General features: G+C 67.9%; 17 protein-coding genes and 1 pseudogene. 13 read left to right on the top strand and 5 right to left on the bottom strand.

Translation table 11 applies throughout. From position 1 onward, the window contains the following. Positions 1-129 precede the first annotated feature (129 nt). Genes rfbD through WKC72_RS28840 form a run of 3 tightly spaced genes read left to right on the top strand, consistent with a single transcriptional unit; the run spans position 130 to position 2,981 of the window. The gene (gene rfbD / locus WKC72_RS28850) at positions 130-978 is read left to right on the top strand and encodes a dTDP-4-dehydrorhamnose reductase (protein ID WP_370180523.1); all 849 of its coding nucleotides are present in this window, start codon (positions 130-132) and stop codon (positions 976-978) included. A gap of 34 nt (positions 979-1,012) precedes the next feature. Further along, complete coding sequence (locus WKC72_RS28845; RefSeq protein WP_037245081.1) at positions 1,013-1,912, top strand: glycosyltransferase family 2 protein; 900 nt, start codon at positions 1,013-1,015, stop codon at positions 1,910-1,912. Further along, positions 1,902-2,981, top strand: a complete 1,080-nt coding sequence (locus WKC72_RS28840) for a sugar phosphate nucleotidyltransferase (RefSeq protein WP_037245084.1) — start codon at positions 1,902-1,904, stop codon at positions 2,979-2,981. The genes WKC72_RS28845 and WKC72_RS28840 overlap by 11 nt, the downstream gene beginning before the upstream one ends. 90 nt (positions 2,982-3,071) lie before the next feature. Here WKC72_RS28840 and WKC72_RS28835 read toward each other — a convergent pair. The 4 genes and pseudogenes from WKC72_RS28835 to cofD form a co-directional block, all read right to left on the bottom strand. Continuing rightward, positions 3,072-3,362, bottom strand: a pseudogene (locus WKC72_RS28835) (zinc ribbon domain-containing protein); the annotation flags it as partial. A gap of 417 nt (positions 3,363-3,779) precedes the next feature. After that, positions 3,780-4,328, bottom strand: coding sequence for an NUDIX hydrolase (locus WKC72_RS28830; RefSeq protein ID WP_037245087.1), 549 nt, complete (start codon positions 4,326-4,328; stop codon positions 3,780-3,782). A gap of 10 nt (positions 4,329-4,338) precedes the next feature. Next, positions 4,339-5,703, bottom strand: a complete 1,365-nt coding sequence (locus tag WKC72_RS28825; protein ID WP_112299297.1) for a coenzyme F420-0:L-glutamate ligase — start codon at positions 5,701-5,703, stop codon at positions 4,339-4,341. Further along, positions 5,700-6,665: a 2-phospho-L-lactate transferase gene (cofD, locus tag WKC72_RS28820; protein WP_112299298.1), complete on the bottom strand. Its 966-nt coding sequence runs from the start codon at positions 6,663-6,665 to the stop codon at positions 5,700-5,702. The genes WKC72_RS28825 and cofD overlap by 4 nt, the downstream gene beginning before the upstream one ends. A 467-nt stretch (positions 6,666-7,132) precedes the next feature. Between cofD and WKC72_RS28815 the strand changes: the two genes are divergently transcribed. After that, positions 7,133-7,393 (top strand): WhiB family transcriptional regulator, encoded by a 261-nt coding sequence (locus WKC72_RS28815; RefSeq protein ID WP_166680705.1) that lies wholly within the window; start codon positions 7,133-7,135, stop codon positions 7,391-7,393. Here WKC72_RS28815 and WKC72_RS28810 read toward each other — a convergent pair whose 3' ends face one another. Next, a complete protein-coding gene (locus WKC72_RS28810) occupies positions 7,394-7,885 on the bottom strand; it encodes a metallopeptidase family protein (protein ID WP_029539455.1) in 492 nt (163 codons plus the stop codon). 80 nt (positions 7,886-7,965) lie between these two features. On the opposite strand from WKC72_RS28810, the gene WKC72_RS28805 reads away from it, so the two are divergent. From WKC72_RS28805 to WKC72_RS28765, 9 genes are all read left to right on the top strand, one after another. Next, positions 7,966-8,361 (top strand): DUF3499 domain-containing protein, encoded by a 396-nt coding sequence (locus WKC72_RS28805; protein ID WP_037245096.1) that lies wholly within the window; start codon positions 7,966-7,968, stop codon positions 8,359-8,361. Between the two features lie 104 nt (positions 8,362-8,465). Beyond that, positions 8,466-9,833, top strand: a complete 1,368-nt coding sequence (locus WKC72_RS28800; protein ID WP_112299299.1) for a phosphomannomutase/phosphoglucomutase — start codon at positions 8,466-8,468, stop codon at positions 9,831-9,833. A gap of 77 nt (positions 9,834-9,910) precedes the next feature. After that, the gene (locus tag WKC72_RS28795) at positions 9,911-10,990 is read left to right on the top strand and encodes a hypothetical protein (protein WP_009479522.1); all 1,080 of its coding nucleotides are present in this window, start codon (positions 9,911-9,913) and stop codon (positions 10,988-10,990) included. Next, positions 10,990-12,222 carry a mannose-6-phosphate isomerase, class I gene (manA, locus tag WKC72_RS28790; RefSeq protein WP_037245101.1) on the top strand — a complete coding sequence of 411 codons (1,233 nt, stop codon included), beginning with the start codon at positions 10,990-10,992 and terminating at the stop codon, positions 12,220-12,222. Before WKC72_RS28795 ends, manA begins: the two co-directional genes overlap by 1 nt. Before the next feature lie 78 nt (positions 12,223-12,300). After that, positions 12,301-13,221 (top strand): cation diffusion facilitator family transporter, encoded by a 921-nt coding sequence (locus WKC72_RS28785; RefSeq protein ID WP_037245103.1) that lies wholly within the window; start codon positions 12,301-12,303, stop codon positions 13,219-13,221. 33 nt (positions 13,222-13,254) lie between these two features. Next, a complete protein-coding gene (locus WKC72_RS28780; protein WP_009479525.1) occupies positions 13,255-14,763 on the top strand; it encodes an amino acid permease in 1,509 nt (502 codons plus the stop codon). 84 nt (positions 14,764-14,847) lie between these two features. After that, the gene (locus WKC72_RS28775; protein ID WP_037245110.1) at positions 14,848-15,468 is read left to right on the top strand and encodes a TetR/AcrR family transcriptional regulator; all 621 of its coding nucleotides are present in this window, start codon (positions 14,848-14,850) and stop codon (positions 15,466-15,468) included. Positions 15,469-15,558: 90 nt separating this feature from the next. Further along, the gene (gene ahcY, locus WKC72_RS28770; protein WP_037245113.1) at positions 15,559-17,043 is read left to right on the top strand and encodes an adenosylhomocysteinase; all 1,485 of its coding nucleotides are present in this window, start codon (positions 15,559-15,561) and stop codon (positions 17,041-17,043) included. 56 nt (positions 17,044-17,099) lie between these two features. Continuing rightward, positions 17,100-17,783, top strand: a complete 684-nt coding sequence (locus WKC72_RS28765; protein WP_037245116.1) for a dTMP kinase — start codon at positions 17,100-17,102, stop codon at positions 17,781-17,783. The last annotated feature ends 2 nt before the right edge of the window (positions 17,784-17,785 follow it).

Below are 17,785 nucleotides of genomic sequence, written 5' to 3'. Positions count from 1 at the left end.
TGTGAATCGGCCGCCGAGCTGTGCTCGGGGGTGCGTCTGGTGCGGGTTGCTCGTGTGACACGGAAACCAGGCTACTGGTCGACGCGCCGGGAGCAGGGACGCGTCGATCGGCGTGCCAGACTGACCCCCGTGACGAACATCCTTGTGACCGGCGCCCGCGGACAGTTGGGTGGGCATGTCCTCCGACGAGCGGAGGCGACCGGAATTCGGGCCCGGGGTGTGGGGTCGGACGAACTCGACATCACCGACCCCGACGCGGTGAAGGCGCAGGTCGAAGACGGATCGGTGGTGATCAACTGTGCCGCGTACACGGCGGTCGACGCTGCGGAGTCGGACGAGGACACCGCCCGGGCGGTGAACGAGACGGGGCCCGCGAACCTGGCGGCGGCGTGCGCCCGGGCGGGTGCCCGGCTGATCCACGTCTCCACCGACTATGTCTTCGCCGGGCAGGCCGACACGCCGTACGAGGTGGACGCCCCGACCGGACCGGCGACCGCCTACGGGCGCACGAAACTCGCCGGCGAACGCGCCGTTCACGCAGCGCTTCCGTCCGCCCACGTCGTGCGCACCGCCTGGGTCTACACCGGGGTCGGCTCCGACTTCGTCTCCACCATGCTCCGGCTCGAGCGTGAACGTGACACGGTCGACGTCGTGGACGATCAGGTGGGCTCGCCCACATTCGCAGGCGACCTGGCCGATGCGTTGCTCGAACTCGCCGCGCGCGGCGACGTCGATGCACCGGTGCTGCACGCGACCAACTCGGGCCGGGCGAGTTGGTTCGACCTTGCGCGTGCCGTGTTCGAGGAGGCAGGTGCGGACCCTGGGCGCGTGCGCCCGTGCACGAGCGCCCAGTTCGTGCGGCCCGCCCCGCGACCGGCCTTCTCGGTCCTGTCCGGCCGTGCGTGGGCCGACGCCGGGCTGACCCCGTTGCGGCCGTGGCGAGACGCGTTGCATGCAGCCCTGCATGCAGTGGTGTGAGGCGGACCCTGTTTCAACGGCTACGCTTGCCCGCGTGAGTTCGAAGCTGGCCGTGGTGACGGTGACCTATTCGCCAGGCGAGCATCTGGAGCAGTTCCTGGGCACTCTCGCCGAGGCGACGAAAGAAGATCCGCAGGTCGTGATGGCCGACAACGGATCGACGGACGGCGCCCCCGAGGCCGCGGATGCGGCGCACGAGCACGTGCGCCTGCTGCGGACCGGCGGGAACATCGGCTACGGCGGTGCCATCAACAGGGCTGTGGCGGAGATCGACGACGAGATCGAATTCGTCGTCATCGCCAATCCGGATGTTCGCTGGGCGCCCGGATCGATCGACGTACTCCTCGCGGCCGCCGAGCGCTGGCCCCGAGCGGGGGCGCTCGGCCCTCTCGTGCTGGAACCCGACGGGAGCGTCTACCCGTCGGCGCGCCAGGTGCCCGACCTCGTGTCCGGGGCCGGGCACGCGGTTCTGGGCACGGTGTGGCCGTCCAACCCGTGGACTGCCGGCTACCGCCAGGAGAACGAGACGGTCAGTGAGCGGTCGGTCGGCTGGTTGTCCGGTTCGTGCCTGTTGATGCGCCGCGCGGCCTTCGACTCGATCGACGGCTTCGATTCCCGCTACTTCATGTACATGGAGGACGTCGACCTCGGTGACCGGCTGGGCAAGGCCGGCTGGCTCAACGTGTACGTGCCCTCCGCGGAGGTCACCCACGCGAAGGGGCACGCCGCGGGCAAGCATCCGGAACTGATGCTGCCCGCTCACCATCAGAGCGCGTACCGGTTCCAGGCCGATCGTCATCCCCACTGGTGGCAGGCGCCGCTGCGGTGGGCACTTCGGGGAGGATTGGCAGTGCGGTCGAAGATCGCCGTGGCTGCCGCAGTCCGGGAACGACGCACGAACCAGAACGAGGGGGGAACGACTCATGGCAATTGAGAAGACGACCGATGCAGTGGTGCTGGTCGGCGGTAAGGGAACGAGGCTTCGCCCGCTGACCTTGTCGGCGCCCAAGCCCATGCTGCCCACGGCGGGTCTGCCGTTCCTCCAGCATCTGCTCGCCCGGATCGGGGCGGCCGGGATCACGCACGTGGTCCTCGGCACATCCTTCAAGGCGGAGGTCTTCGAGGAGTACTTCGGCGACGGCTCGAAGCTGGGACTCGAGATCGACTACGTCACCGAGACCGAACCGCTCGGCACCGGTGGCGGCATCCGCAACGTTCTGCCGAAGCTGCGCGGTGACCACGCCATGGTCTTCAACGGCGACGTCCTCGGCGGCACCGACCTGGGCGCGATCCTCGACACCCACCGGAACCGGGACGCCGACGTCACCCTGCACCTCGTGCGGGTCGGGGATCCGCGGGCGTTCGGCTGCGTGCCCACCGACGCGGACGGCCGGGTGACCGCGTTCCTCGAGAAGACGCAGGACCCGCCGACCGACCAGATCAACGCCGGCTGCTACGTCTTCAAGCGCGAGATCATCGAACGGATCCCCGAGGGACGCGCGGTGTCGGTGGAGCGCGAGGTGTTCCCGTCGCTGCTGGCCGAGGACGCCCGCGTGTACGGACACGTCGACTCCTCGTACTGGCGCGACATGGGCACCCCCGAGGACTTCGTGCGCGGTTCCGCGGACCTGGTGCGCGGCATCGCTCCGTCGCCTGCGCTCGACGGGCCCCGCGGCGAATCGCTCGTCCACCCGGGTGCGGGTGTCGCCCCGGGTGCGCTGCTGATCGGCGGAACCGTCGTCGGCCGCGGCGCCGAGGTGGGTGCGGGCGCACGACTCGACGGCGCCGTGCTGTTCGACGGTGCCGTGGTCGAGGCCGGAGCGACCGTCGAACGGTCCATCATCGGTTTCGGCGCACGCATCGGGCCGCGGGCGCTGGTGCGTGACGCGGTGATCGGTGACGGAGCCGACATCGGCGCCCGGTGCGAACTCCTGCGCGGCGCCCGGGTGTGGCCGGGAGTGACCCTGCCCGACGGTGGGGTCCGGTTCAGCACGGACGTGTGAGAGATCAACGTACCCCTGCCCTGAAGGGCGGGGTTTGGCAGTCGCGTCCCCGACTGGCTGTCAGGTGCGCGCCGACTGTAGGCCGGTTGATTAGGCGGCCCAATAGCCGTGCGTCGTGGTCATGTACTTCACGTACCCCAGGTAGGCGATGTTCAACGCGGCATTGTGATCTGCCTGATCGACATGTCCACACACCCGGCACACAAACCGATCCTGTGTGATCCGGTTTGCCTTGTCGACGTGCCCGCACGGGTAGCACGTCCGCGAGGTGTTCCGCGGGTTAATGACCTCCACAGGGACACCCACCGACGCGGCTTTGTAGGTGACGAAGTCCCGCAACTGTGCATACGCCCACGAGTGCAGTTGTTGCCGCTGTCCGCGACAGCAATTCCCCGACCACACCCGGGCGAACCTCTGCAGTCACTCTTCGCCACCATCATATTTCGTTGCCTCCGCCGGAGACCCCGCTATCAAACGTCGCCCCATACATCACCAACCAGAAACAGCCCTGATCCCGGGACAGCCGTGCAGTCCCGGCTCTACCACGCAACTCTGATCGGCTACCTCCGGCCATGAAGGGCCCGGCTTCCGCAGAAGCGCTGGTGAAGTGACGCGCGGCTTCACACGCTAAGTGGCGCTCGACGATTCGTTTACGGAGGGATCGGCGATCCGGACCCGAGGCGTCCCAACGGATTACGCGGATGATCGGATCGGGTTGCCGAGCAACTTGCGGCCCGTCTGGGGAACATCCTCCGGCGACCGTATCGCGGCGAAGCGCCCGACGCTGGAGCCGCTCCGCTAGCGCAGTCCGGCCAGGTGCACGAGCTGGTCGATCGTGGACTTCTCCGCGTTCGGCGGCAGTGCGTCCACCGGCCACCAGCGGAGGTCCGTCGATTCGGAGCTGCGCACGATGTGGGCGCCGGGTCGCGCGCGGACGAGGAACCGGAGGTCGAGGTGCCGGGTGGGCTGTCCGAGTGAGCACGTGATCGGGTGGGTGTGCGCCGACAGCAGGTCGGGATCGATCCGGAGGTCGGGGATTCCCGATTCCTCGCACGCCTCCCGCAGCGCGGCATCGACGACGGTCTCGTCGGAAGGCTCACAGTGCCCGCCCAATTGGATCCACCGGCCGACCCGGGGATGCAGGGTCAGGAGTACGTGACATCCCCCCTCGTCCAGGACGAGGGAGGACGCCGTGATGTGTCCGGGTACGTGCTCGCGTAGGCAGCCCAGCGGCGCCGACGCGAGGAACGCGAGCATGGTGTGCCGCAACGATTCGTCGTTCTCGTCGAGCGTTTTCCAGCCTTCGAGCGCGGCGGTCGCGGTGCGGTGTAGTGATTCGGCGCTCATTGCGCGTGGCTCATCTCTCGATCAGGGCGTCGCCGGGGTCGGCGGCGTGTCGGGGGGTGAGTGGTTCGAGGGGGTGGCCGACGGCGATCGCGCCGAGTGGTTGCCAGTCGGCGGGCAGGTCGAGGGTGGCGCGGACGGTGTCGGCGGCGAAGATCGTCGACCCGATCCAGCAGCTGCCGATTCCCTTGGTCGCCAACGACACCAGCAGTGCCTGCACCGCGGCACCGACCGCGACGGTGAACATCGTCGACTCCGCCGCCCGCCGGCGCTCATCGGGGTAGTGGTGGGCGCCGTCGGGGACGCAGAACGGGATGATCACCTCCGGTGCGTCGAACAGGATGTTCCCGCGGGCCACCCGCGCGGCTACAGCGTCGGCGCTCATCCCGTCGGAGGTGAGGTCGGTGCGCCACTGCTCGGCCATCCGGGTCAGCAGTGCATCGCGGACGGTGCGGGTGCGGACCCACACGAACCGGACCGGCCGGGTGTGGTGCGGCGCCGGCGCGGTCAGGGCCTGCGCGATCGACGCCCGGACCGCGCCGGGTTCGACCGGGTCGTCGGCGAACCGGCGGACCGAGCGGCGGAGCAGCAGCGCCTCCGCCCGCCCCATCTCGACGGATTCGGCGGTGCCGAGCCAGAACAGGTCCTCGGCGCCGCGCCGGATCAGATCCTGTGCGGCGGACCCGTCGTCGGCCACATCCAGGCCCCGCACGACCGCGACCGGCACCCCGCCGAGTTTGCCCTTGACCAGATCCCCCGCCGCGGCGATCTCGTCGGCGACCGCCACCTCCGTCACCACCAGTTCGTTGCCCTGACTGTCGCGGGACCCGGCGTACCCGTGCAGCACCGCAAGCCCGGCCGCACCGATCGCGGCATCGATCTGCCCGTTGCGCCACGCCCGGCCCATGGTGTCGGTGACCACCACCGCCACCCGCACCCCCAGCGCCACCGCGATCGCCTCCCGCAGGGCGCGGGCGCTGCCGTCCGGGTCCTCGGGCAGCAGCGCGAGTTCGGAGCCCTCGACGTTCGAGCCGTCGATGCCCGACGCCGCCTGCACGATCCCGAGCCGGTTCTCGGTGATCAGGGTCCGGCCCTTGCGGGCCACGACCCGCACCGCTTCCTGCTCGACGAGCCGCCGGCGGGCGGCGTCGCGTTCCTCCGGGTCGGTCGGCGAGGACACGATCCGGCCCTCCACCTTCGAGACCACCTTGCTGGTGACCACCAGCACGTCACCATCCGCGAGCCACGGCGCGGCCGCGACCACCGCGCCGGCGAGGTCGTCGCCGGGCCGGAACTCGGGCAGGCCGGTCACCGGGCGGATCTCGACCGCACCGCCCGGGGCGTGATCGGACCGGGACGCTCCGGTGGGGTCGGTCACAGTGTCACCCCCGCCACGTCCAGCGCCGCCCGCACCATCGCGGCGGTCGCGTCGGGGTCGGTCATGATCAGCGGCACCCGGGCCACGTTCACGCCGGGGATCTCGGCGGTGTCGGTGTCGTGGACCAGCCAGCCGTCGAGGATCCCGGTCCCGGACCGGGCCCCGTACCAGCGGCCGATCGCCTCCGCCGACGTGTCCACCCCGATCACGTCCAAACATTCGTCGGCCATGCCCCGCAACGGTTTTCCGCCGACGATCGGCGACACACCGACCACCTTCGCGGCGGTGGTACGCAGGCCGCCGCGGATCCCGGGCACCGCCAGGATCGCGCCGACACTGACCACCGGATTCGACGGTGCCAGCAGCACGATGTCGGCGCTCTCGATCGCCTCGAGCACTCCGGGCGCCGGGGCGGCCTGCTCGGCGCCGATGTGCGCGAAGCTGTGCGTCGGGACCTGGGCGCGGTACCGAACCCACCACTCCTGGAAGTGGATCGCCCGCTGCTCCCCGTCTTGCGGGTCGGTGATCACGACGTGAGTTTCGCTACGGTCGTCGGTCACCGGCAGCAGGGTCACACCCGGTTGCCACCGGTTGCACAGCGCCTCGGTCACCGCCGACAACGGATACCCCGTCCGCAGCATCTGCGTGCGGATCAGATGCGTGGCGATGTCCCTGTCACCGAGCCCGAACCAATCCGGTTTCGCACCATAGGCGGCGAGTTCGGCCTTGGCGTTCCAGGTTTCACCGGCATGCCCCCACCCACGCTCGGTGTCGATACCGTCACCGAGGGTATACATGCAGGTGTCCAGGTCCGGGCAGATCCGCAACCCGTGCATCCACACGTCGTCCCCGACATTGACGACCGCGGTAATGCGATGGCCCGAATCGGCCCCCAGAAGTCTCCGCACACCTTGCAGGAACCGGGCCCCGCCCACCCCGCCAACCAATACAGTCACGTTCACGATGCAAGCCTAGGCGGTGGCTGTCCGCCTCCTGTGAGCTGCTTCCCCGGAGCGATTTGAGAGCGCGAAATAGTAATCGACTTTCGACGGTTAGCTTGACCGCGACACGCTGGGCGTGTCTAATCACAAATATGTCATTCCGACGTTGTGGGCGTGGAATCACTTGCAGCGGGGATCAATTCGAACGGTTGTTCGAACGGGTGGCAGGGGTGTTCGGTTCGGGGTACATGATCGATCGAAATTTTCTGCGCTATCACAGGTGAGGAGGCGGAACGATGCCCAATGAGCAGATCGAGTCGGAGACTCGCTGGAGCACAGTAAGCGACGAACCGCAGACCAATTCCGAAGCAGGCGCAGCGGACGGCGTCTGTGTTCAAGAAGTCTGTGTGCAAGAAGACAGTGTGAAAGAAATTCCTGTGCGAGAACTCGTCGCACAGGAAGTCGAGACGACGGGCCCTCGCCCGGCGTTGAGTCTGGTGACCGGTTTCGACGAGCTGTTCGAGACCATCGAGGACCAGTGGCAGGAACGCGCGCTCTGTGCGCAGACCGACCCTGAGGCCTTCTTCCCCGAAAAGGGAGGCTCCACCAGGGAAGCGAAGCGCATCTGCCTGGGCTGTGAGGTGCGGGACGAATGCCTCGACTACGCACTGGCCAATGACGAGCGGTTCGGTATCTGGGGTGGATTGTCGGAGCGCGAGCGCCGGCGCCTGAAGCGGGGGATCGTCTAGTCAGTCTTCGTCGCCCGGCAAATCCGGGTCGATGACCTCGGGTTCGACTCCGAGGTACGTACTCACCTGCTGTACGAGCACGTCGTGCACCAGGTCGGTGAGGTCGTCCGGGTCTTTGGCGCGCTGTTCGAGCGGTCGCCGGAACAGGACGACTCGCGCCCGCGTCGTAGATCCGTGCCGGTCGATGCCGGCCGGGATCAGTCGGGACAGCGGTACGGGCCCGTCCGCCACGACCTCGGCGGGCCAGTTGACCGAATCCGGGTCGAGCGCATGAATCTTCGGAACCTCGTCGACGGCGATGTCCAGCTTCGTCAGGCGTTCGCGCCAGCGCGCGTCGATCGGCGCGAACGCCTCGAGCACCACCAGATCGAACTTCTCTGCGCGGCTCCGTCGTGCCGGTGCGTCCGGAGGGAACACGGACCCGCGGATTCCCCGTCCCCGTCGGTCGACGGATCGGGTGGTCACGGGACGCCTGCGTCGTGCTCTGGACATGGTGTGGACATTACGACAGCCGCACACTCTCGGTGTGTCCGAGTAGGTGTCGGGCCTTCGTGGGGCTAGGCTCCCTAGCTGTGAGATCTCTGCGTCGATGCTGCCGCCCCGGGTGCAAGAACCCCGCTGTCGCGACGCTCACGTACGTGTACTCCGACTCCACTGCCGTCGTCGGCCCGCTCGCCACGGTCGACGAGCCGCACTCGTGGGATCTGTGCGAAACGCACGCGTCGAGGATCACCGCACCCAAGGGCTGGGAACTGGTTCGGTACGAGGGTGGGTTCTCGTCGAGCACTCCGGACGAGGACGACCTGACCGCGCTGGCGGAGGCCGTGCGGGAGGCGGGTCTCGGCGATCGCGGGCGGTCCGACCGGGCCGTGTCCACCGAGGAACGCGCGGAGACCGGCACCCAGCCCGGCCCGGCGCGCACCGGTCGCCGCGGCCACCTGCGGGTACTTCCCGACCCTTCCAACTGACGTCCCGGCCTGCTTCCGGGCCTGCGGTCCGCGGCGTGCCGGGCCCGCGACGGGCAGGCATTAGGCTTGCGCCAGCACTGGTGCTCGTAAAGGAGAAACAAGAAGTGGCGCGATCAGCCGAGTCCGTACATGCCGTGATCAAGGCTTACGACGTGCGGGGTGTCGTCGGTGAACACATCGACGCCGCATTCGTGCAGGACGTGGGCGGCGCATTCGCACGACTCGTCCGCGAAGACAGCGCCACGAAGGTCGTGATCGGCTACGACATGCGCGCGTCCTCTCCGGAGCTGGCCCGGGCGTTCGCCGACGGCGTCACCGCCCAGGGACTGGACGTCGTCCTCATCGGACTCGCGTCCACCGACCAGCTGTATTTCGCTTCGGGGCTGTTCGACTGCCCGGGTGCGATGTTCACGGCGAGCCACAACCCGGCGAAGTACAACGGCATCAAGCTGTGCCGCGCAGGCGCCAAGCCGGTGGGGCAGGAGACGGGCCTTTCCACGATTGCGGCCGAGGTCGTCGACGGGGTTCCTGCGTTCGACGGCGCTCCCGGCACGGTGTCCGAGGAGGACGTGCTCGAGCAGTACGCGAGTTTCGTCCGCGGACTGGTGAACCTCTCCGACCTCCGCCCGCTGACGGTGGCTGTCGACGCGGGCAACGGAATGGGCGGGCACACCGTTCCCGCCGTGTTCGAGCCCATGCCGGTGAAGCTGGAGCCGCTGTACTTCGAGCTGGACGGTACGTTCCCGAATCACGAGGCGAATCCGCTCGACCCGGCGAACCTCGTGGATCTGCAACGGTACGTCCGTGAGACCGGTGCCGACATCGGTCTGGCCTTCGACGGCGACGCGGACCGCTGCTTCGTGGTCGACGAGCTCGGCAACCCGGTGTCGCCGTCCGCCGTCACCGCCCTGGTCGCGGAGCGGGAGCTGGCGAAGGAGCCCGGCGCGACCGTCATCCACAACCTCATCACGTCCCGCGCGGTGCCCGAGCTGGTGAGTGAGCTGGGCGGACACCCGGTCCGCACCCGGGTGGGGCATTCGTTCATCAAGCAGCAGATGGCCGAGACGGGCGCGATCTTCGGCGGCGAGCACTCCGCGCACTACTATTTCCGCGACTTCTGGGGCGCCGACTCCGGGATGCTCGCCGGACTGCATGTTCTCGCAGCACTGGGGGAGCAGGATCGTCCGCTGTCCGAGCTGATGGCGAAGTACGAGCGGTACGCGGCGTCGGGAGAGATCAACTCGACCGTCGCGGACGCCGCCGAAAGGACCGACGCGGTGCTGTCGGCGTTCGCGGACCGCACCACGGTCGTGGACCGGCTCGACGGTGTCACGGTCGAACTGGCGGACGGCGCGTGGTTCAACTTGCGGGCCTCCAACACCGAACCGCTGCTGCGACTCAACGTCGAGGCGGCGACGGCGGCCGAGGTAGATGCACTCGTTACCGAGATACTGGGCATCGTCCGAGCCTGACTGCCATAGTTGGAACTACAGGTTCTGCTCGTGTTGCGAATGTGGCTTGCACCGATGAAGAAAGGGGGTGCGGTGTCATGACAGCGCCGACGCCCCTGTTCGATCTGGACGACGGGGACGCACTGGTCGCGGCGGACACCGAGGGTGTGTTGCGTTCCGCCGCCATGGGGGGTGCCCAGATCCGGGCCACCCGGTCCGCGGTCGAGGAGGGGGCTCTCGAACGACTGCAGGGACTGCGTCCGCGCAGCGTGGTGGTGGTGACCGGCGCGGGGCGTGCCAGCCGTGGGGCTGCGATCCTGACGGCGGTCCTGGCCGAACGGATCGGTTTCCCGCTGGTGCGCGCCACCCGGACCCCCGTGTGGGTGGGCCCACTCGACGTGGTGGTGGTGGCCGGCGACGACGCAGGCGACCCCCGGCTCGTGCAGGCCATCGACGCGGCGGTGCGCCGCGGCGCCGAAGTGGTGGTGGCGGCGCCGGACGAGGGACCCTTGCAGGCCGCGGCGGCCGGACGGGTCGTCATGTTCGCGCCGCGGGTCCGGGCACTCACCCGGCACGGTCTGCTGCGGTACTTCGCCGTACTGCTGGCCGTCCTCCGGGTGGTCGGTTCGGAACGCTGGGGCGACGAGGTTCCCGACCTCGAGCAGATCGCCGACGCCGTCGACGGTGAGGCGCTGCGTGACAGGCCGAACAGCGAGGTGTTCCACAATCCCGCGAAATCGCTGGCCTCCCGCATGCAGGGACGCCGCATCGTGCTCACGGGTGACACGGAGAGCACGGTGGAACTGGCCCGGCACGGCGCCGAGGCGCTGCTGCACGCGGGCCGCGTGGCGACCGCGTCGGAACTCCCGGACGTCCTGAGCGCGGCGGGCACGTTCCGTGTCGACCAGGCGCTCTCCGCACACGACTCGATATTCCACGATCCCGAGTTGGACGGTCCGCCCTCGGCGAGCCCGGTGCGCACGTTCGTGTTGTCGGCCGACGCCGATCGGATGCTCGTCGAACGCAGGATCGCCGCCCTGGGCGACGTCGACCTCGTCGTCGCGTCCTCGGACGAGGGTCAGGTTCCGTCGCAGCGTCCCGAGCTGGAACAGGCGGCGGTTCTCGTCGGCAGGCTCGACATGACTGCCGCGTATCTCCAGTTGATCGGCGGTATCTAGTGCACCGACTCGAAGGTGCGCTCCGGTCCTACGCATGGGGATCGCGCACAGCCATCGCACAGCTGCGTGGACTTCCGGTTCCGACGGCCCATCCGGAGGCGGAACTGTGGTTGGGCGCGCACCCGGGTGATCCCGCCCGCGTCCTCACCGAGGAGGGGCCCCGGTCCCTTCTGGACCTGGTGCACTCGGAACCCGAACGCCAGCTCGGCAAGCGGAGTGTGGAGACGTTCGGCGAACGCCTCCCGTTCCTGCTGAAGTTGCTCGCGTCGGAGGAACCTCTGTCGTTGCAGGCCCATCCGAGCGCCGAGCAGGCGTGGGAGGGGTTCGCCCGGGAGAACGAGGCGGGAATTCCCCTCGAATCGTCGGTCCGCAACTACAAGGACGCCAGCCACAAACCGGAACTCGTCGTGGCGCTCAGCCGGTTCCACGCGCTCGCCGGTTTCCGGGATCCCGAGCGCACGGTCAAACTGCTCGAGGCGATCGCGGTTCCGGAACTGCAGCCCTACGCCGGCCTGATTGCGGGGCAACCCGACTCGGACGGTCTCCGCGCGCTGTTCACCACGTGGATCACGTTGCCGCAGCCGGTGCTCGGCGCGCTGATGCCGAGGGTGCTCGACGGATGCGTTGCCTATCTGTCGAACACCAAGGACGGTGAGTTCGCGGCGGAGATCCGCACGGCCCTCGAATTGAGCGAGGTGTACCCGGGGGACGCGGGTGTGCTCGCCGCGCTCCTCCTGAACCGGGTCACCCTCGAACCAGGGCAGGGGCTGTATCTCGACGCGGGCAACCTCCACGCCTACTTGCACGGGATGGCCGTCGAGATCATGGCCAACTCCGACAACGTGCTGCGCGGGGGGCTCACACCGAAGCACGTGGACGTTCCGGAGTTGCTGCGCGTCCTCGACTTCGACACCGTCGACATTCCGATACTGGAGGCGGAGGAGCGCCCGGGCCGTGGCGAGTTCGTGTACGCCACGCCCGCGCCGGAATTCGTCCTCGCGCGGATCGACCTGTCGCCGGACGGCCCGACCGAGCACCGGCTCGACTCGGAGGGGCCGCACATTCTGCTGTGCACCTCGGGTTCGGTGGAGCTGCGGTGCGGAACCGATGCCCTCGAATTGTCTCAGGGCAACGCCGTCTGGATTGCGGCCGAGGACCCTGAAGTGGTGGTGACCGCGGGCACCGAGTGCGCCCAGTTGTTCAGTGCGAGGGTCGGCCCGCCGATCGCGTAGCCTGTGACCCGCCCTGCGATCCGAGAAGGGCTCCGCGGCCCGTCGTGAGGGTCGTGTGCGACCGAGAGGAGAAGTCAGTTGTCGGCTCATGGGGGAAAGAAGGCGATTCTCGCCGCGCTCGGCGCCAATGCCGGTATCGCGGTTGCCAAGTTCGCCGGCTTCCTGATCACCGGCTCGTCGTCCATGCTGGCGGAATCCGTGCACTCGGTGGCCGATACCTCCAACCAGGGCCTGCTGCTGCTCGGCCAGAAGAAGGCCGAACGCGCCGCCGACGATCTGCACCAGTTCGGTTACGGGCGTAGCCGATACTTCTACTCGTTCGTTGTCGCACTCGTGTTGTTCAGCCTCGGTTCGCTGTTCGCGATCTACGAGGGCATCCACAAGATCCAGCACCCCGAGGAACTGACGTCCCCCCTCGTGGCGGTGGTCATCCTGGTGATCGCCATCGGGCTCGAGACGTTCAGCTTCATCACCGCGGTGCGGGAGTCGCGTCCCCTCAAGGGACGGGCGAGCTGGTGGGGATTCATTCGCACGTCGCGCAGCCCGGAGCTTCCCGTCGTGCTGCTCGAGGACACCGGCGCACTGGTAGGTCTGGTTCTCGCGCTCGGTGGTGTCGGACTGACGATGCTCACCGGGGATCCGGTGTGGGACGGTGTCGGCACCCTCTGCATCGGCGCCCTGCTCGGAATCATCGCGATCATCCTCATCGTCGAGATGCAGAGCCTGCTGATCGGTGAAGGAGCGACCGCCGACGAGGAGTCACGCATTCTCGCCGCGCTCGTCGACGGCGAGAAGATCGAGCGCGTCATCCATTGCAAGACGCAGTACCTCGGACCCGAGGAAATCCTCGTGGCCGCGAAAGTGGCCGTGGCCGCCGGATCGGACATCAGCGCGGTCGCCGAAGCCATCGACGAGGCCGAAGCGCGCGTACGCGGCGCAGTCCCCGCGGCTCGCCGCATCTACATCGAACCCGACCTGTTCCGGGCAACCGAAGCATAGGCTGAACGGCAACTTTCGATTGAGGAGGCTGATGTGGCCATCCAGGACAAAGGCAGCGGAGAACCGCACCTAGGCGGCAGGCCGACCGGATTGTTCCGCACCAAGTCGATCGAGCAGTCGATCCGAGACACGGACGAACCGGAAACCAAACTCCGCAAGGATCTGACGGCGTGGGACCTGACCGTCTTCGGTGTCGCCGTCGTCATCGGTGCCGGCATCTTCACGCTCACCGCGCGCACCGCAGGCAACGTCGCCGGTCCTTCGGTGTCGGCGGCGTTCGTGATCGCCGCCATCGCGTGCGGGCTCGCCGCGCTCTGCTACGCCGAGTTCGCCTCGACCGTCCCGGTCGCGGGCAGCGCGTACACGTTCTCCTACGCGACGTTCGGTGAACTGATCGCGTGGATCATCGGCTGGGACCTCATCCTCGAATTCGCGCTCGCCGCGTCGGTCGTGGCGAAGGGCTGGTCGCTCTATCTCGGTGAGGTGATCGGCAACCACACACCGGTGGCGCAGATCGGCTCGGTCACGTTCGACTGGGGTGCGGTACTCATCGTCGCGATCATCACCGTCGTGCTGGCGACGGGCACCAAGCTGTCGTCGCGGGTCTCGCTCGTGATCACCTCGATCAAGGTGGCGGTGGTGCTCGTGGTGGTGGTGGTGGGCGCGTTCTACATCGACACCGACAACTACTCCCCGTACATCCCCCCGTCCGAGGCGGGCAGCACGGGCGAGGGCATCCATCAGTCCCTGTTCTCCTACGTCACGGGAGCCGGCGGCAGCACGTTCGGCTGGTACGGGCTGTTGGCGGCGGCGAGCCTGGTGTTCTTCGCGTTCATCGGTTTCGACATCGTCGCCACCACCGCCGAGGAGACGAAGGATCCGCAGAAGGCGTTGCCCCGCGGAATTCTGGGATCGCTGCTGATCGTGACGATCCTGTACGTGGCGGTGACGCTGGTGCTCACCGGCATGGTCGACTACCACGAATTGGCCGGGGACAGTTCCAATCTGGCCACTGCGTTCGGCATCCACGGGATCACGTGGGCGAAGAACCTGATCTCGTTCGGTGCGCTGGCGGGCCTGACCACCGTGGTGATGGTGCTGATGCTCGGGCAGACCCGGGTTCTGTTCGCCATGTCCCGGGACGGACTGATGCCGAGGCGGCTGGCGCCGACCGGCAAGCACGGCACACCCGTCCGGATCACCGTGCTGGTCGGTGTCGTGGTGGCGGTGCTCGCGGGAATCTTCCCGATCGGCACCCTCGAGGAGATGGTCAACATCGGAACGCTGTTCGCGTTCGTCCTCGTGTCGGTCGGCGTGATCGTGCTGCGCCGGACGCGACCGGACCTGCCCCGCGGATTCCGTGTCCCACTGGTTCCGTGGGTGCCCGTCCTCGCCGTCCTCGCCTGCCTGTGGTTGATGGTGAATCTGTCCGTGGAGACGTGGATCCGGTTCATCGTGTGGATGGCGCTCGGCGTGATCATCTACTTCGCCTACAGCCGCCGCCACTCGATGATGGAGCGACGAAGCCGCGGCGAGGTCTGACACGCAACGGGATTCGACGTCCGGGGGCCGGAGCGGCAGTACCGGGCGAGTACCCCGCAGGCGGCGGGCACTAATGTCTTCGCCATGACTTCGTCGCGTGTCCGGGTGCCCTATCAGGAGGCTGCGCGGTTGCTGCTGCGTCAGTCGGTGCTCGATGCGATGCGGGATCTCTTGTTCGAGAAGGACTGGTCGGACATCACGATGTCGGATGTCGCGACCGGCGCCGGGGTGAGCAGGCAGACGCTCTACAACGAGTTCAAGTCCCGGCAGGGGCTGGCGGAGGCGTACGCCCTCCGGCTGGCCGACGAGCTGGTCGACGCCGTCGACGAGGCGCTCGTGGCGAACGTCGGGGAGGGTCGTGCCGCGCTGCTCTCCGGGTTCACCGCGTTCTTCGCGGCGAGCCTGTCCGACCCGCTCGTGCAGTCACTTCTGCGCGGCGAGACCAAGCCCGATCTGCTGCGTCTGATCACGACCGAGAGCGCGCCGATCATCGAGCGGGCGTCCACGCGGCTCGCCGACGTCTTCCAGCGGTGCTGGGTGCGGGCGAACCCGTCGGACGCGGGGATTCTCAGCCGCGCCATCGTGCGCCTCGCTATGAGTTACATCTCGATGCCACCCGAATCCGAGGCCAACGTCGCCGAGGATCTGGGTGCTCTTCTGGGGCCTTTCGTGGACGAGGCGGTCGACGGGGCCGATCGGGAGTGACCGCTCCGCGGCGCAGCCTCACGTGAGTGTGACCTTCGGCCCGCAGTACCGATAGCCTTGATCGAAACAGCAGTCAACCAGGAGAGGCAGATGACGACCTCAGTTTCAACCACGCCCGTGGCCGAGAGCCGAAACGGGATCGATTTCAAGGTGGCGGACCTTTCGCTCGCCGAGTTCGGCCGCAAGGAGATCCGGCTCGCCGAGCACGAGATGCCGGGACTGATGGCGCTTCGCCGCGAGTACGCAGAGGTGCTGCCGCTCAAGGGTGCTCGCATTTCCGGTTCGCTGCACATGACCATCCAGACGGCCGTCCTCATCGAGACGCTCGTTGCGCTGGGCGCCGAGGTCCGCTGGGCCTCGTGCAACATCTTCTCGACGCAGGATCACGCCGCCGCCGCGATCGTCGTCGGCCCGCACGGCACGCCCGAGGAGCCGCAGGGCACCCCGGTCTTCGCGTGGAAGGGCGAGACGCTCGAGGAGTACTGGTGGGCCGCCGAGCAGATGCTCACCTGGCCGGACGCAGACAAGCCCGCGAACATGATCCTCGACGACGGCGGCGACGCCACGATGCTCGTCCTCAAGGGCGCGCAGTTCGAGAAGGCAGGCGTCGTGCCGCCCACGGACGACGAGCAGGATTCCGACGAGTACAAGGTGTTCCTCGCCCTGCTGCGTCAGTCCCTCGAAGCCGACAAGACCAAGTGGACCAAGGTTGCGGAATCGGTCCAGGGCGTCACCGAGGAGACCACGACCGGTGTCCTGCGTCTCTACCAGGTCGCGGCCGCCGGTGAACTCGCGTTCCCGGCCATCAACGTCAACGACTCGGTCACCAAGAGCAAGTTCGACAACAAGTACGGCACCCGGCACTCGCTGCTCGACGGCATCAACCGCGGCACCGACGTGCTGATCGGCGGCAAGGCCGCGCTCGTCTGCGGTTACGGCGACGTCGGCAAGGGCTGCGCGGAGGCTCTGCGTGGACAGGGTGCCCGCGTCGCGGTCACCGAGGTCGACCCCATCAACGCCCTCCAGGCGCTGATGGATGGCTTCGAGGTGAAGACGGTAGAGCAGGCCATCGGCTGGGCCGACATCGTCATCACGTCCACGGGCAACAAGGACATCATCACGTTCGAGCACATGAAGCAGATGAAGCACCAGGCCATCCTGGGCAACATCGGCCACTTCGACAACGAGATCGACATGGCCGGCCTCGAGCGCTCCGGCGAGGTCACCCGCATCAACATCAAGCCGCAGGTGGACGAGTTCCGGTTCAAGGACGGCCACTCGATCATCGTGCTGTCCGAGGGCCGCCTGCTGAACCTCGGCAACGCCACCGGCCACCCCTCGTTCGTGATGAGCAACAGCTTCTCCAACCAGGTGATCGCGCAGATCGAACTGTGGACGAAGCCGGAGGAGTACGACAACGAGGTGTACCGCCTCCCGAAGCACCTCGACGAGAAGGTCGCGAAGATCCACGTCGAAGCGCTCGGTGGCACGCTCACCAAGCTCACGAAGGAGCAGGCGGAGTACATCGGCGTCGACGTCGAGGGCCCGTTCAAGCCCGAGCACTACCGGTACTAGAGATCGCGGCGTCCCCCGGTCCGTCGCGTACGGGCCGGGGGATAGCCTTCTTCCTCGTGGGAAAACTGATTGCGCTGGAAGGCCTGGACGGCGCGGGCAAGCGAACACTCGTCGGCGCAGTGGTGGCACGCCTCACCGAACAGGGCCTGACGGTCGGCACCCTCGACTTTCCGCGGTACGGCAGGTCCGTGCACGCGGATCTGGCGTCCGAGGCTCTCAAGGGCGCGCACGGTGACCTCAGCGACTCCGTGCACGCGATGGCCGTGATGTTCGCGCTGGACCGGTCCGGCGCCGTCGGGGAGCTGTCCGCGCTGCTCGCCGAACACGACCTGGTGATTCTCGACCGCTATGTGGCGTCCAACGCCGCCTACGGTGCGGCCCGGTTGCATCAGGGGGCGGACGGCGAGTTCGTCGAGTGGGTGGCGAACCTCGAATTCGTACGGTTGGGGCTGCCCCGGCCCGACCTGCAGCTGTATTTGGACGTTCCCGTTGCCCTCGCCGCGCAACGCGCCCGCGGCCGCGAATCGGCGGATGCGAGCCGGTCGCTCGACGCCTACGAACGCGACCGTGGACTGCAGGAACGCACCGGCGAGGTGTACCGCGAGCTGGCCGTGAAGGACTGGATTTCGCCGTGGTGGGTGCTCACTCCGGACACCGATCCGGTCACGCTCGCCGAAAACCTGGCACTCTTGAGTGACGACACGGCACGCCGTGACGAGAAAGAACACGGCACGCCGTAACG

It is taken from the genome of Rhodococcus wratislaviensis (genome assembly GCF_041228765.1).
GTDB lineage: Bacteria > Actinomycetota > Actinomycetes > Mycobacteriales > Mycobacteriaceae > Rhodococcus_F > Rhodococcus_F wratislaviensis.
The sequence above is the reverse complement of the archived record's forward strand: the minus strand, read 5'-3'. Positions and strand labels throughout refer to the sequence as shown.

Coding starts and splice junctions, on each gene's coding strand:
- WKC72_RS28840 (WP_037245084.1), top strand. CDS start 1,902: ATGGCAATTGAGAAGACGACCGATGCAGTGGTGCTGGTCGGCGGTAAG.
- WKC72_RS28830 (WP_037245087.1), bottom strand. CDS start 4,328: ATGAGCGCCGAATCACTACACCGCACCGCGACCGCCGCGCTCGAAGGC.
- WKC72_RS28810 (WP_029539455.1), bottom strand. CDS start 7,885: ATGTCCAGAGCACGACGCAGGCGTCCCGTGACCACCCGATCCGTCGAC.
- WKC72_RS28795 (WP_009479522.1), top strand. CDS start 9,911: ATGACAGCGCCGACGCCCCTGTTCGATCTGGACGACGGGGACGCACTG.
- WKC72_RS28775 (WP_037245110.1), top strand. CDS start 14,848: ATGACTTCGTCGCGTGTCCGGGTGCCCTATCAGGAGGCTGCGCGGTTG.
- ahcY (WP_037245113.1), top strand. CDS start 15,559: ATGACGACCTCAGTTTCAACCACGCCCGTGGCCGAGAGCCGAAACGGG.